Origin of the sequence: Pseudomonas sp. BF-R-24 (genome assembly GCF_019947335.1) — a bacterium.
GTDB lineage: Bacteria > Pseudomonadota > Gammaproteobacteria > Pseudomonadales > Pseudomonadaceae > Aquipseudomonas > Aquipseudomonas jessenii.
The window spans coordinates 151126-165536 of record NZ_JAGYGG010000002.1 but is presented as its reverse complement, the minus strand read 5'-3'; the positions used below and the strand labels follow the sequence as shown (position 1 = coordinate 165536).

Below are 14411 nucleotides of genomic sequence, written 5' to 3'. Positions count from 1 at the left end.
CTTTACTTGCGCAGCAGGCGCAAACCGTTGAACACCACCAGCAAACTCACGCCCATATCGGCGAACACTGCCATCCACATGGTAGCGATCCCGGCAAAGGTTACTCCAAGAAAGATCGCCTTGATGACCAAAGCCAGGGCGATGTTCTGTTTGAGGATGCTCGAAGTCTGCCGGGACAGGCGAATGAATGCCGGAACTTTGCGCAGATCGTCGTCCATCAGGGCGACATCGGCGGTTTCGATCGCGGTATCGGTGCCCGCAGCGGCCATGGCGAAGCCGATTTCGGAACGTGCCAGTGCAGGCGCATCATTGATGCCGTCGCCGACCATGCCGACCCGATGCCCTTGAGCATAGAGAGTTTCGATAGCCTGCAATTTGTCCCCCGGCAACAGGTCGCCCTTGGCCTCGTCGATGCCGACTTGTGCTGCAATGGCCTGCGCGGTGTGGACGTTATCGCCCGTGAGCATCAGGGTTTTGATACCCAGGTCATGCAGTTGCCGGATCGCTTCGCGGCTGGACTCTTTTACCGTGTCCGCCACGGCAAACAGCGCCAACGGGCCGGACGAATCAAGCAGCAGCACCACCGACTTGCCCTGCTTTTCCAGGGCAAACAGCTTTTCTTCCAGCGCTGGCGAACACAGGCCCAGATCCTCCACAAGACGATGGTTGCCCAGATGGTAGAGCTGGCCGTTGATCTCGCCGCGCACCCCGCGCCCGCCCAGTGCTTCGAAGTTATCCACAATCAGCGTCGCGGTCTGTTTATCCACAGCCGCCTTGGCGATGGCCAGGGAAACCGGGTGATCCGAGCGCCCGGCCAGCGCGGCGGCAATGGCGGGCGCCGAGTCGTCGGCGGTCGGGTCCAGCGACAGGTAATCGGTCTGCACCGGTTTGCCGTGGGTGATGGTGCCGGTCTTGTCCAGGGCCAGGTAGTCGAGCTTGTAACCGCCCTCCAGATAAACGCCGCCCTTGACCAGAATGCCTTTACGCGCCGCCGCCGCGAGGCCGCTGACGATGGTCACCGGCGTGGAGATCACCAGCGCACACGGGCACGCCACCACCAGCAGCACCAGCGCCCGGTAGATCCAGTCGAACCACAACTCGCCCATGAACAATGGCGGGATCACTGCCACGGCCAGGGCCAGGACGAACACTGTCGGGGTGTAGATTTTCGAGAAACTGTCGACGAAACGCTGGGTCGGCGCCCGCGCGCCCTGGGCCTGCTCGACGGCGTGGATGATGCGGGCCAGGGTCGAGTTATCCGCCGCGGCGGTCACCTCGTACTCCAGGGACCCGGCCTGATTGATGGTGCCGGCGAAGACTTTGTCGCCGACGGTTTTTTCCACCGGCAGGCTTTCACCGGTAATTGGCGCCTGATCGATGGTCGAGCGACCGGACAGCACTTCGCCGTCCAGGCCGATACGCTCGCCGGGGCGCACCCGCACCCGCGCGCCGAGCCCAATGTTTTTGACATCCTGCTCAAGCCAGCTCCCGTCAGCCTGCAACACCGTTGCCGTGTCCGGCGTCATCTGCATCAAACCGCTGATGGCATTGCGCGCGCGGTCAAGGGACCTGGCCTCGATCAACTCGGCCACGGTGAACAGGAACATCACCATCGCCGCTTCCGGCCACTGGCCGATCAGCACCGCGCCGGTCACGGCAATGCTCATCAGCGCGTTGATGTTCAGATTGCGGTTTTTAAGGGCGATCCAGCCTTTTTTGTAAGTACCGAGGCCACCACTGAGAATCGAGACCAGCGCGATAACCGCCACCACCCAGTTCGGCGCGAAACCGGTGAAGTGGATAACTTCTGCCAGCAATGCACCAACACCGGACAGTGCCAGGGGCCACCACGGCTTTTTCCGGGGCGCGGGCGCCGGGGTTTCATCACCCTGGTCCATCGGCTCGGCCTGCATACCCAAGGATTTGATGGCCTCGACGATCGGCTCGATACCGGGCAAATCGTGGGTTACGCCGAGCACCCGATTAATCAGATTGAACTCAAGCTGCTGCACGCCGGTCAGTTTGCTTAGCTTGTTCTGAATCAGCGTCTGTTCAGTTGGACAGTCCATTGCCTCGATGCGGAAACTGCTCAGTCGGGCTCCGGGCGTCGGCGATTCGCTCAGTTTTACCAGCGCAGGCGCTGCCGCTTTAGATGAGCAGCAGGCGTCGCCGTGACCGCCGTGGCCATGTTTTTGCACGGGCTTGAGCTTGTGGCTGTGCTCGTGCTCAGCCCCGGGTTTGTGGGAGTGCAGGGAATCGCTCATTGGTTGCGTCCATAAGAGTGCCTGTTGCCAAGTAAAGACCCTGTAGCCACTATAGGGTCAAGCACCCTTTCTGGAGTTTTGGAGATTGGCGTCATGAAAATTGGAGAGTTGGCGAAACTCACGGACTGCGCCGTGGAAACGATCCGCTACTACGAGCGCGAGAACCTTCTGCCGGAACCGGCCCGCAGTGACGGCAATTATCGCGTCTATACCCAGGCCCACGCCGAGCGCCTGACCTTCATCCGCAACTGTCGCACCCTCGACATGACGCTCGAAGAAATCCGCAGCCTGCTGGCGTTTCGCGACAGTCCGCAGGATCAGTGCGAAAGCGTCAACGCGCTGATTGACGAGCACATCCACCATGTAAAGGCGCGGATCGACGGCTTGCTGGCCTTGCAGACGCAACTGCTCGACCTGCGCCAACGCTGCGGTGAAGGGCCAAGTATCGATCAATGCGGGATTTTGCAGCGGCTGGAAGTGAGCGGCGGGGTGGTGGCGACGGAGGTGGAGCATTCCCATGTGGGCCGTAGTCACGGCCACTGAAAACAACACCTACCCCCTGTAGGAGCGAGCTTGCTCGCGATGGTCGTGAACGATGACGCGTATTGTCTGAAAAAACGCGTCGTCCTTGAGTCCATCGCGAGCAAGCTCGCTCCTACAGGGGGATGGCGTGAAGCGTCAGACCGCCATCGGCGCGGTCATTGGCGCGTGGTGTTCGTAGCCTTCCAGCGAAAAATCGCCCGGTTCCACCAGCTCCAGCCATTCCGGCTGGTAAACACCCGTCTTGGCAAACTCCGGCACACGGTCGGAAATCACCAGTTTCGGCATCGGGAACGGCTCGCGCTTGAGCTGTTCGTTGAGCATGTCCAGGTGGTTTTCGTAGACGTGGGCATCACCGATGAAATAGGTGAACCAGCGCGGCGTGTAGCCGGTCAGGCGACCGATCAGGCTCAGTAGCGCAGCGCCTTCGGTGAGGTTGAACGGCGTGCCCAGGCCCAGGTCGTTGGAGCGGATGTAGAGGGTCAGGGAAATCTCCCTGGTCTCGACATTCGGGTGGAACTGATACAGCAAGTGGCACGGCGGCAAGGCCATTTCATCGAGCTGGGCGCAGTTCCAGCCGTGGAACAGGATGCGGCGGCTGCCCGGGTCCTTGATGATGGTATCGACGCACTGGCGAACCTGGTCGATGGCCTTGTACAGCACCACGTAGGCCTGACCGTCTTCCTCGCCTTCGGCAATCTGGCGATAACCCTGGCTCAGGGTCTGCTCGATGGCAGCCGGGTTGCTGAGCGGAATCTGCTTGTACGCCGGCCATTTGCGCCATTGCACGCCGTAGATTTCGCCGAGGTCGTCTTCGCCCTGGCGGAACGGGTTGGCCAGCCACTGGGCGTTTTCGTTGGCGTTCTGGTCCCAGACCTTGCAGCCCAGGGCGCGGAACTCGGCAGCGTTATTTACGCCACGCAGGAATCCGCACATTTCGCCGATAGCCGATTTGAAGGCCATTTTGCGCGTGGTGATCGCCGGGAAACCTTCCTGCAAGTCATAACGCAGCATCGCACCGGGAAAACTGATGGTGTTCACGCCGGTACGATTGGCCTGTTTGGTGCCGTTCTTGATGACGTGGGCGACCAGTTCGAGATATTGCTTCATGAATTACCTGTGTCCTTGAACCCGCAACCATCGCTGCGGGGTTCGAATTTTATACGGCTGCCGCTGGAGTCGCCGGGGCGCGGTGATACGCCAGCCAGATCAGGAACAGCCCGCCGACGATCATCGGTACGCACAGCACCTGGCCCATGGTCAGCCAGTTCCAGGCCAGATAGCCCAACTGGGCGTCCGGTACGCGGACGAACTCGACGATGAAACGGAAGATGCCATAGAACAGCGCGAACATCCCCGATACCGCCATAGTCGGCCGCGGCTTGCGCGAGAACAGCCACAGGATCAGGAACAGTGCCACGCCTTCGAGGGCGAACTGGTACAGCTGCGACGGATGACGCGCCAGTTGCGCCGGATCGGTCGGAAAGACCATCGCCCACGGCACGTCGGTTGCCTTGCCCCACAACTCGGCGTTGATGAAGTTGCCGATACGCCCGGCGCCCAGGCCAATCGGCACCATCGGCGCAACGAAATCCATCAGCTGGAAGAACGACTTGTTGTTCTTCTTGCCGAACCACAATGCCGCCAGCATCACGCCGATGAAACCGCCGTGGAACGACATACCGCCCTTCCACACTTCGAAGATCAGCGTCGGGTTGGCCAGATAGGCGCCCAGATCGTAGAACAGCACATAACCCAAGCGCCCGCCGACAATCACCCCCATCGACATCCAGAACACCATGTCGGAGAGTTTTTCCTTGGTCCAGGTCGGGTCGAAGCGGTTCAACCGACGGGAGGCCAGCAGCCAGGCGCCGCCGATGCCGATCAGGTACATCAGACCGTACCAGTGGATTTTCAGCGGACCGATGGCCAGGGCCACCGGGTCGATCTGCGGGTAAGGCAGCATTGCGACTCCTCGTTAGAGTTCAAATCTTAAAAATTCCCGGGCGACGCTGCCACCTCAGGATTAAGCCAGGATTGCGCTGCCCGTCAGAGCAGATGCTTCAGACTAGAAAGTTCAGGCCAACGCAGAACAGCAAAGCGGCAAACAGCCGTTTCAGCAACTTCGGCGACAACCTGTGGGCCAATCGCGCGCCCACGCGGGCGAACACCATGCTGGTCAGGGCAACGCCCAGCAACGCCGGCAAATAAATGAAACCGAGACTATGGGCCGGGAGCAACGGATCGTGCCAGCCCAGAATCATGAAACTTAATGCACTGGCCAGGGCAATCGGCAGACCGCAGGCCGATGAAGTGGCCACGGCTTGCTGCATCGGCACACTGCGCCAGGTCAGGAATGGCACGGTCAACGAACCGCCGCCAATGCCGAAAATCGCCGAAGCCCAGCCAATCACGCTGCCGGCCACGGTCAGACCGAGTTTGCCCGGCACGGTTCGGCTGGCCTTGGGTTTGACCTCAAGCGCCAGCTGAGCGGCGATCACCAGGGCGAAAACACCAATGAGCTTCTGCAGGTTGGGGCCGGAAATCGCTTCGGCCGTCAGCGCGCCAAACCCGGCACCGACCAGAATGCCGACGGTCATCCACATGAAGATCGGCCAACGCACGGCGCCACGGCGATGATGCTCGCGTACCGCGTTGACCGAGGTAAAGATGATCGTCGCCAGGGAGGTACCCACCGCCAGATGCGTGAGGATCGACGGATCGAACCCTTGGGCCTTGAAGCTGAAAACCAGCACCGGGACGATGATGATCCCGCCGCCCACGCCAAACAGCCCGGCGAGTACACCTGCACAGGCGCCGAGCGCCAGATAGAGCAGAAATTCCATGTCGTCCCGCCCGCATCCCCAAAACCGGAGCGGCATGGTAACGGATGCATGGCCTCAAGCTCCACTGCGCAAGGCGATGGATCGATGAGCGATGTCTGCGTAGAGTGAGCAAAAAACACACAAGGACAGCCTGATGTGCCTGATTGTTTTTGCCTGGCGACCGGGTCATGCCCAGCCGCTGGTCGTGGCGGCCAATCGCGATGAATTCTACGCCCGCCCCAGCCTGCCCCTGGCGCCATGGCCCGAAGCGCCGCATGTGCATGCCGGGCGCGACCTCGAGGCCGGTGGCACCTGGCTCGGTGTCGGTGCCAACGGACGATTTGCGGCGCTGACCAACATCCGCGATCCCCATCGACCGCCGGGACGCAAGTCTCGTGGGGAGCTGGTCGCGCGATTCCTCGAGGGTGATTGCTCGATTGATGACTATTTGGCCGACGTTGTCAGACGTTCGCCTGAATATGGCGGTTTCAATCTACTGGTTGGTAACAGGAACGAGCTCTGGCACTTCAACGCCCGGGAATCGGAAGCCGTAATGCTGCAACCGGGAGTCTACGGCGTGTCGAACGCCGGGCTGGATACGCCGTGGCCGAAGCTGCTCAAGGCCAAGGCTGCATTGAGCGAAGTGCTGGATGATCCGCAGCCTCAGGCGCTGCTGGCGTTATTGAGCGATGCGCAGACCGCGCCGTTTGCCGAGTTGCCGGATACCGGAGTGGGGCTGGTCACCGAAACGTTGTTGTCGAGCGTGTTCATTGCCAGCCAGAGTTATGGAACGCGGGCGAGTACGGCGTTGATTGTGCAGGCGGATGGGGCGCTGCATATGGTCGAAAGGAGTTTCGGGCCGTATGGCGGGCATCTTGGGGAAGTGGAGATCAGGCTCTAGTCTTGTGTTGCCAGCACAGGCCTCATCGCGAGCAAGCTCGCTCCCACAGGGGATTTGCGTCGTTCACAGATCCAATGTGGGAGCGAGCCTGCTCGCGAATGGGGCGCCGCAGCTCTTAGAGGGGCTTGATTGCTGCCGGATTGATCATCCGCGCCAACCCGAGGTTCTTCAGCGCCAGCTGCAACGAGCTGTGAATCACTTGCGGGTTATCGATGGTCATTAGCTCCGCCAGCAATTCCCTGGCCTTGCTCAGGTTGATCTGGCGCAGCATCCACTTCACTTTCGGCAAGTTGGTGGCGTTCATCGACAGGCTGTCGAACCCCATCGCCATCAACAGCACCGCCGCCGCCGGATCACCGGCCATTTCACCGCAGATGCTCACTGGCTTGCCTTCGGCGTGGGCATCACGCACCACGTTCTGCAACGCCTGAAGCACCGCCGGATGCAGGTAATCGTAAAGGTCGGCCACCCGCGGGTTGTTGCGGTCCACGGCCAGCAGGTACTGGGTCAGGTCGTTGGAACCGACCGACAGGAAATCCACTTGCCGCGCCAGTTCTTTGGTCTGGTACACCGCCGCCGGAATCTCGATCATCACGCCAATCGGCGGCATCGGCACGTCGCAGCCTTCGTCGCGTACTTCGCCCCAGGCGCGGTGGATCAGGTGCAGCGCTTCTTCCAATTCATGGGTGCCGGAGATCATCGGCAGCAGAATCCGCAAGTTGTTCAGGCCTTCGCTGGCCTTGAGCATGGCACGGGTCTGCACCAGGAAGATTTCCGGGTGGTCGAGGGTGACGCGAATGCCGCGCCAGCCGAGGAACGGGTTATCTTCCTTGATCGGGAAGTACGACAGTGACTTGTCGCCGCCGATGTCCAGGGTACGCATGGTGACGGGTTGCGGGTGAAACGCAGACAGTTGCTCGCGGTAGATCGCCAGTTGTTCCTTTTCGCTCGGGAAACGCTGGTTGATCATGAACGGCACTTCGGTGCGGTACAGGCCCACGCCTTCGGCACCACGCTTCTGCGCACGCGCCACATCCGCCAGCAGGCCGGTGTTGACCCACAGCGGCATGCGGTGGCCATCGACCGTCACGCACGGCAGATCGCGCAGCGCATCCAGCCCCAGGGCCAGTTGTTTCTCTTCCTCGACCACCTCGGCGAACTGCTTGCGCAGCACTTCACTCGGGTTGGTGTAGACCTCGCCGTGGTAGCCGTCGACGATCATCTGGATGCCGTCGACCTTGGAGTACGGCAGGTCGACCAGGCCCATCACGGTCGGGATGCCCATGGCGCGGGCCAGGATCGCGACGTGGGAGTTACCGGAACCGAGTACCGACACCAGGCCGGCCAGCTTGCCTTCCGGCACCTCGCCGAGCATCGCCGGCGTCAGTTCTTCGCTGACCAGAATGGTGTTGTCGGGGTAGACCAGGGTTTGCTGGCGCTCTTCCTGCAAATAAGCCAGCAGGCGACGGCCGAGATCCTTGACGTCCGATGCTCGCTCGCGCAGGTAAGCGTCGTCCATCAATTCGAAACGGTTGACGTGATCGGTGACCACCTGGCGCAACGCACCCTGGGCCCACTGGCCGGTCTTGATCACGGTGGTCACTTCGCTGCCCAGCGCAGCATCGTCGAGCATCATCAGGTAGACGTCGAACAAGGCCCGCTCTTCCGGGCGCAACTGCGTGGCAAGCTTGGCGGACAAGGTGCGCATGTCGGCGCGCACGCCCTCGATGGCGGTCTTGAACAGCCCCAGTTCAGCGTCGATGTCGGTGATGGTCTTGTCCGGCACCACGTCCAGGTCAGCGGGCGGCAGCATGACCACCGCAGTACCGACCGCGGCACCCGGCGAGCCCGGCACACCGACGAACTTGGCTTCCTGGATGCCCTTGCCCTGACGACCCAGGCCACGGATGGAGCCTGTGGCCTCGGCATGGGCGATAACGCCGGCCAACTGCGCGCTCATGGTCACGAGGAAGGCTTCTTCCCCTTCATCGAACTGGCGACGCTCTTTTTGCTGGATGACCAACACGCCGACGACGCGACGGTGGTGGATGATCGGCGCCCCGAGGAACGAAGCGAAACGCTCTTCACCGGTTTCGGCGAAGTAGCGATAGCGCGGGTGGTCCGCGGCGTTTTCGAGGTTCAGAGGTTCTTCACGCGTGCCGACCAGCCCCACCAGACCTTCGTTCGGGGCCATGCTGACCTTGCCGATCGAGCGCTTGTTCAAGCCCTCGGTAGCCATCAGTACGAACCGGTTGGTCTCCGGATCAAGCAGGTAGACCGAGCAGACCTGGCTGCCCATGGCCTCTTTGACGCGCAACACAATAATCCCCAACGCCGCCTTGAGATCCTTGGCGGAGTTAACTTCCTGGACGATCTTGCGCAGCGTATTGAGCATGGCTCGGGGTCGAACTCCGTCGTCAGTCGCGCGCTAAAAGGCGCGGGGCAAGCTCTTTGAGAGCGCGTCGATACACCTCGCGCTTGAATGTCACCACCTGGCCCAACGGATACCAATAGCTGACCCAGCGCCAGCCATCGAATTCCGGTTTACCGGTCAAATCCATCCGCACCCGCTGCTCGTTGGAGACCAGGCGCAGGAGAAACCATTTCTGTTTCTGGCCGATGCACAGCGGTTGGCTGTGGGTACGTACCAGACGTTGCGGCAAACGATAGCGCAACCAGCCCCGGGTGCAGGCGAGAATTTCAACATCTTCGCGCTCAAGGCCCACTTCTTCGTTCAGCTCGCGGTACAAGGCGTCTTCTGGCGTCTCTTCGGGGTTGATTCCCCCCTGCGGAAACTGCCAGGCATCTTGATTGATTCGGCGAGCCCATAGCACCTGGCCGGCGTCATTCGTCAGAATGATCCCGACATTGGGGCGAAAACCATCGGGGTCGATCACGGCAACAACCTCGCAAACGCATGTCGCCGCATTGTTCCACAAAGGTTGTGAAGGCGGCAACGAAGGTTCCTACCTTATGTGCACTCTTGTGAAAAGACCGTATTCTTGTCGCCTTTTTACTGACTTTTCAGCGGGTAACTGCAATGCGCCTGGCTTTATTCGATTTGGACAACACCCTACTGGGCGGTGACAGCGATCACGCTTGGGGCGATTACCTGTGCGAGCGCGGCTTTCTCGACGCCGTCGCCTACAAGGCTCGCAACGATGCGTTCTACCAGGATTACCTGGCCGGCAAACTGGATAACGCTGCTTACCTGAACTTCTGCCTGGAAGTACTCGGCCACACCGAAATGGCCACGCTGGATCAGTGGCACAGCGATTACATGCGCGACTGCATCGAACCGATCGTGCTGCCCAAGGGACTTGAGCTGCTGAAGAAGCACCGCGATGCCGGCGACAAACTGGTGATCATCACTGCGACCAATCGCTTCGTCACCGGGCCCATTGCCGAGCGCCTGGGGGTCGAAACCCTGATCGCCACAGAATGCGAAATGGTCGATGGCCGCTACACCGGGCGCAGCACCGACGTGCCGTGCTTCCGCGAGGGCAAGGTAACGCGCTTGAATCGCTGGCTGGAGGAAACCGGGTTTACGCTGGAAGACAGCTATTTCTATAGCGATTCGATGAATGATTTTCCGTTGCTGGAGCAGGTGACCCATCCGGTGGCGGTCGATCCGGATCCGAACCTGCGGGCCGAGGCCGAGAAGCGTGGCTGGCCGGTGATCAGCCTGCGCGGCTGATATCGCCTTACTGTAGGAGCGAGCTTGCTCGCGATGGTCGTTAACGATAACGCGGGGCACCTGATGCCCCGCGGCGATCTTGAGTTTTTCGCGAGCAATCGAGCGTCGACCGGCTGCTCCTACACAGGCTTGGCGCCCATCAACCCCGCAATGGCGACAAAGCAGACAAAGCTGAACAACGCCAAGGCAAAGGTGAATTTCCCCACGCCTCCCGGTGTCTTGCGCAGTTTGTTGAGCCGCACCAGCAGCCAGAACCACGCCAGCGCCGCCACGGTGTAAAGCACGCTGGAGGCCAGCAACCAGGTCTGCCCCAGCGGCCAGCCCACCAGGTGCACCATCCACCAGCCGGTAAACGGCATGCTCAGCAGCGCCAGGCCCATCAGCAGCCAGATAAACACCCTTGGCCGCTGCAAGGTGCGACTACCCGCCGTCGCGTCACCCTTGCGCCGCGCCAGCAAAACCCAGACTCCCAGCCCCAGCGCACAAGCCAGCAGTACAACTGTCGCCACCATGTGCGCCGCTTTCAGAGCAGTTAACGTTTCCATTGTCAGATTTCCTTATTGCCTTGCCCGTCAGCGTAGCCGTTCAGCCAAGAAACAGCTGATAGGCCGGGTTGTCGCTTTCGTCCCAGTACGGGTAACCGATTTCTTCCAGCGCCGCCGGCACCAGGTGGCGCTCGTCGTGGGGCACCTGCAGGCCCGCGACGACCCGGCCATCCGCCGCGCCATGGTTGCGGTAGTGGAACATTGAGATGTTCCAACGCCCGCCCAGCTTGTTGAGGAAGTTGAACAGCGCGCCCGGACGCTCCGGGAATTCGAAACGCAGGATCACTTCGTCGACCACATGCGCCGCACGCCCGCCGACCATGTGGCGGATGTGCAGCTTGGCCAGTTCGTTGTCGGTCAGGTCCAGCACCGGGAAACCCTGCTCGCTCAGGCTGGCGATCAGCGCGCTGCGCGGGTCGTTTTCCGGGTGGGTCTGCACGCCGACAAAGATGTGCGCTTCGCTGCCGGTGTTGTAGCGGTAGTTGAATTCGGTGATCTGGCGCTTGCCTATGGCCTCGCAGAACGCCTTGAAGCTGCCCGGTTTCTCGGGAATGGTCACGGCGATGATCGCTTCGCGGCCCTCGCCCAGCTCCGCACGCTCGGCGACGTGGCGCAGGCGATCGAAGTTGACGTTGGCCCCGGAGTCGATGGCCACGAAGGTCTGGCCGCTGACGCCGCGCTGCTCGACATACTTCTTGATCCCGGCCACGCCCAAGGCGCCGGCAGGTTCGGTGATCGAGCGGGTATCGTCGTAGATATCCTTGATGGCGGCGCAGATTTCATCGGTGCTGACGGTGATCACTTCGTCGACATGGTCTTTGCAGATGTCAAAGGTGTGCTGACCGATCTGGGCCACCGCAACACCGTCGGCGAAGAGGCCTACGGTCGGCAGTACCACGCGCTCGCCGGCCGCCATGGCCGCTTGCAGGCAATTGGAGTCATCCGGTTCGACGCCGATGATCTTGATGTCCGGGCGCAGGTACTTCACGTACGCCGCGATGCCGGCGATCAGGCCGCCGCCACCCACCGGGACGAAAATCGCATCCAATGGCTGCGGGTGCTGGCGCAGAATCTCCATCGCCACGGTGCCCTGCCCGGCAATGGTGTGGGGATCGTCGTACGGGTGAATGTAGACGTAGCCTTTTTCGTCGACCAGTTTCAGCGAGTAGGCCAGGGCTTCCGGGAACGAGTCGCCGTGCAGCACCACTTTGCCGCCACGGGAGCGCACGCCTTCGACCTTGATCTCCGGGGTGGTCTTGGGCATGACGATGGTCGCTTTCACGCCCAACACCTTCGCCGCCAGGGCCAGGCCCTGGGCATGGTTGCCCGCCGACGCGGTGACCACGCCACGAGCGCGTTCTTCGTCGCTCAACTGGGTCAACTTGTTGTAGGCGCCGCGAATCTTGAACGAGAACACCGGCTGCAAGTCTTCGCGCTTGAGCCAAATGCTGTTGCCCAGCCGCTCGGAGAGCTGGCGGGCAGACTGCAACGGAGTTTCTACGGCAACGTCATAAACGCGCGAGGTGAGGATCTTTTTGACGTACTGTTCAAGCATCGGAAAGCATCACTGAGCGGGTTGGGCAGGACCAAGGAGTCTAACCCGGCTTTCAGGCGTGCGACCACCCTGTAGGAGCGAGCCTGCTCGCGAAAAACTCAAGGGCGACGCTGGCTGTCCGGTTTTACGCGTTATCGTTCACGACCATCGCGAGCAGGCTCGCTCCTACAGGGAACAGTCACGACCTGCCAATCGGGCAATGACCTTCCCCGCCCCGAAGCCTATAATGCCGGCCTTTCGTCCCCTCCCAGGCACCCCGGAGCCCGCATGAACCAGGATCAACTCAAACAGGCAGTGGCTCAGGCCGCCGTCGACTTCATCCTTCCGAAACTCGACGACAAGAGCATCGTCGGGGTCGGCACCGGCTCCACCGCCAACTGCTTCATCGACGCCCTGGCCAAGCACAAGGGCGCATTCGACGGCGCCGTCGCCAGTTCCGAAGCCACCGCCGCGCGCCTCAAGGGCCACGGGATTCCGGTGTACGAACTGAACACCGTCAGCGATCTGGAGTTCTACGTCGACGGCGCCGATGAAAGCGACGAGCACCTGAACCTGATCAAGGGCGGCGGCGCTGCCCTGACCCGCGAGAAGATTGTCGCGGCCGTGGCCAAGACCTTCATCTGCATCGCCGACGCCAGCAAACTGGTGCCGGTCCTCGGTACTTTCCCGCTGCCGGTGGAAGTGATCCCGATGGCCCGCAGCCACGTGGCCCGCGAACTGGTGAAGCTCGGCGGCGACCCGGTTTACCGCGAAGGCGTGCTGACCGACAACGGCAACATCATCCTCGACGTGTTCAACATGCAGATCACCAATCCGGTGGAGCTGGAGACACAGATCAATGCGATCGTCGGCGTGGTCACCAACGGTTTGTTCGCGGCACGTCCGGCGGATCTGTTGTTGCTGGGGACCAGCGAAGGCGTGAAGACCCTGCGCGCTGAGTAACCAGGACCGCCCACATTTTTGTGGGCAGATGAAAAAACCTGTGGGAGCGGGCTTGCTCGCGAAAGCGGTCTCTCAGTTGATATCTCTGTCGACTGACACGACCCCTTCGCGAGCAAGCCCGCTCCCACAGTCGTTTTGGGGTGTTAGTCAGAGTTGCGTGGGTTTCTTGAACACGTAGAACAGGTTCGGCTCGCTGACGAGGTACAGCGTACCGTCGTCATCCACGGCGATCCCCTCCGCTTGCGGCACGGTTTTTTGCAGGCCATGGCGCCCCTTGCTCAATGACATTGTGCTCAGCGGCCGCCCATCCACATCCAGCTCCAGAATCAATCGCGACTCATCCGACAGCGCCAGCAAATGCCCGCTGCGCTCATCGTATTGCAGGCTCGACAGATCCCGCACGAACATCCCGGCATCACGCTTGGGGTCGTTGATCACGTGCACCGAGTAGGATTCTTCAGGATTGAAGCGCGGAAAACCGTGCACCTCGTAGATCAGCATCGGGTTGCGCTCCTTGGCGACGAACAGGCGCTTGCCCACTGAATCGTAAGCCAGGCCCTCGAAGCCCTTGTTGCCGCCCATGTGAACGCCAATGGTCATCTGCTCGGCATCTGCCGCATCAACGAAGGTGGTGTCCTGCTCCAGACGAATCTTGATCAGCCGCTGCTGACTTTCGTCAGTGACCACGTAGATGTCTTCGCTGATGAACTCCACCGCCTCCGGATCGCCGAAACCGACCAGCGCCACACGACGCAAGATCCTGCCGTCGAGGGACAACTCGATCAGCTCGCTTCGTTTGTTGGTGACGGTGAACAGGCTTTTGCGTACCGGGTCGTAGGTCAGCGCTGAAACGTTGTCGGCCAGGCCATCGATCACCTGCGCTTCGGTCACGACCTGATACTGGTCCAGGCCCATCGACCGGGAACTCACCGGCTGCCACAGCGTATGCAGATTGAACCAGGTACGCTCGAACAGGCGCATGTACTGGGCGATCGCTATCAATGCGATCAGCAACATCACCAACAGAATCAGAATCAGGGATTTGGGGCGGGCAAATCGACGCATTCGGGTGGGCTCGGGGTCAAAACAGGCGGATGAAATATCACGCCCGTCTGAACTGAAGCTTAATGGCCGCTGGCCTT

The 14411-nt window shown here is 61.2% G+C and carries 13 protein-coding genes; 4 read left to right on the top strand and 9 right to left on the bottom strand.

What is annotated here, in order from left to right; all coding sequences use genetic code 11:
- Positions 1-2 precede the first annotated feature (2 nt).
- Positions 3-2264, bottom strand: a complete 2262-nt coding sequence (locus KGA98_RS02320) for a heavy metal translocating P-type ATPase (protein ID WP_223500753.1) — start codon at positions 2262-2264, stop codon at positions 3-5.
- Between the two features lie 93 nt (positions 2265-2357).
- On the opposite strand from KGA98_RS02320, the gene cadR reads away from it, so the two are divergent.
- Entirely contained in the window at positions 2358-2807 is a 450-nt protein-coding gene (gene cadR / locus KGA98_RS02315) for a Cd(II)/Pb(II)-responsive transcriptional regulator (protein ID WP_057712875.1), read from the top strand.
- 135 nt (positions 2808-2942) lie between these two features.
- Here the strand turns inward: cadR and KGA98_RS02310 are convergent, their stop codons facing one another.
- From KGA98_RS02310 to KGA98_RS02300, 3 genes are all read right to left on the bottom strand, one after another.
- Positions 2943-3914 (bottom strand): thymidylate synthase, encoded by a 972-nt coding sequence (locus KGA98_RS02310; RefSeq protein ID WP_154947449.1) that lies wholly within the window; start codon positions 3912-3914, stop codon positions 2943-2945.
- Between the two features lie 49 nt (positions 3915-3963).
- Positions 3964-4770: a prolipoprotein diacylglyceryl transferase gene (gene lgt / locus KGA98_RS02305; RefSeq protein WP_057712873.1), complete on the bottom strand. Its 807-nt coding sequence runs from the start codon at positions 4768-4770 to the stop codon at positions 3964-3966.
- A 97-nt stretch (positions 4771-4867) separates the two neighbouring features.
- A complete protein-coding gene (locus KGA98_RS02300; RefSeq protein ID WP_223500750.1) occupies positions 4868-5650 on the bottom strand; it encodes a sulfite exporter TauE/SafE family protein in 783 nt (260 codons plus the stop codon).
- A gap of 133 nt (positions 5651-5783) precedes the next feature.
- Here KGA98_RS02300 and KGA98_RS02295 point away from each other — a divergent pair, with 133 nt between their 5' ends.
- Positions 5784-6530, top strand: a complete 747-nt coding sequence (locus tag KGA98_RS02295) for an NRDE family protein (RefSeq protein ID WP_218494675.1) — start codon at positions 5784-5786, stop codon at positions 6528-6530.
- A 115-nt stretch (positions 6531-6645) separates the two neighbouring features.
- Here KGA98_RS02295 and ptsP read toward each other — a convergent pair whose 3' ends face one another.
- Both ptsP and KGA98_RS02285 read right to left on the bottom strand, forming a co-directional pair.
- Entirely contained in the window at positions 6646-8925 is a 2280-nt protein-coding gene (gene ptsP, locus KGA98_RS02290; protein WP_057712870.1) for a phosphoenolpyruvate--protein phosphotransferase, read from the bottom strand.
- A gap of 22 nt (positions 8926-8947) precedes the next feature.
- Positions 8948-9427, bottom strand: coding sequence for an RNA pyrophosphohydrolase (locus tag KGA98_RS02285; RefSeq protein ID WP_053163553.1), 480 nt, complete (start codon positions 9425-9427; stop codon positions 8948-8950).
- A 143-nt stretch (positions 9428-9570) separates the two neighbouring features.
- On the opposite strand from KGA98_RS02285, the gene KGA98_RS02280 reads away from it, so the two are divergent.
- Positions 9571-10227 carry an HAD family hydrolase gene (locus KGA98_RS02280; RefSeq protein ID WP_223500748.1) on the top strand — a complete coding sequence of 219 codons (657 nt, stop codon included), beginning with the start codon at positions 9571-9573 and terminating at the stop codon, positions 10225-10227.
- Positions 10228-10346: 119 nt separating this feature from the next.
- On the opposite strand, the gene KGA98_RS02275 is transcribed toward KGA98_RS02280, so the two are convergent.
- Together KGA98_RS02275 and ilvA are read right to left on the bottom strand one after the other, a co-directional pair.
- Positions 10347-10772, bottom strand: a complete 426-nt coding sequence (locus KGA98_RS02275) for a DUF2269 domain-containing protein (protein WP_154860938.1) — start codon at positions 10770-10772, stop codon at positions 10347-10349.
- Positions 10773-10812: 40 nt separating this feature from the next.
- Positions 10813-12327: a threonine ammonia-lyase, biosynthetic gene (gene ilvA / locus KGA98_RS02270; RefSeq protein ID WP_057712867.1), complete on the bottom strand. Its 1515-nt coding sequence runs from the start codon at positions 12325-12327 to the stop codon at positions 10813-10815.
- A 267-nt stretch (positions 12328-12594) separates the two neighbouring features.
- Between ilvA and rpiA the strand changes: the two genes are divergently transcribed.
- Entirely contained in the window at positions 12595-13269 is a 675-nt protein-coding gene (gene rpiA / locus KGA98_RS02265; RefSeq protein ID WP_046039153.1) for a ribose-5-phosphate isomerase RpiA, read from the top strand.
- A 147-nt stretch (positions 13270-13416) separates the two neighbouring features.
- Here rpiA and KGA98_RS02260 read toward each other — a convergent pair whose 3' ends face one another.
- Positions 13417-14334 carry an SdiA-regulated domain-containing protein gene (locus KGA98_RS02260; RefSeq protein WP_223500746.1) on the bottom strand — a complete coding sequence of 306 codons (918 nt, stop codon included), beginning with the start codon at positions 14332-14334 and terminating at the stop codon, positions 13417-13419.
- Positions 14335-14411 lie beyond the last annotated feature (77 nt).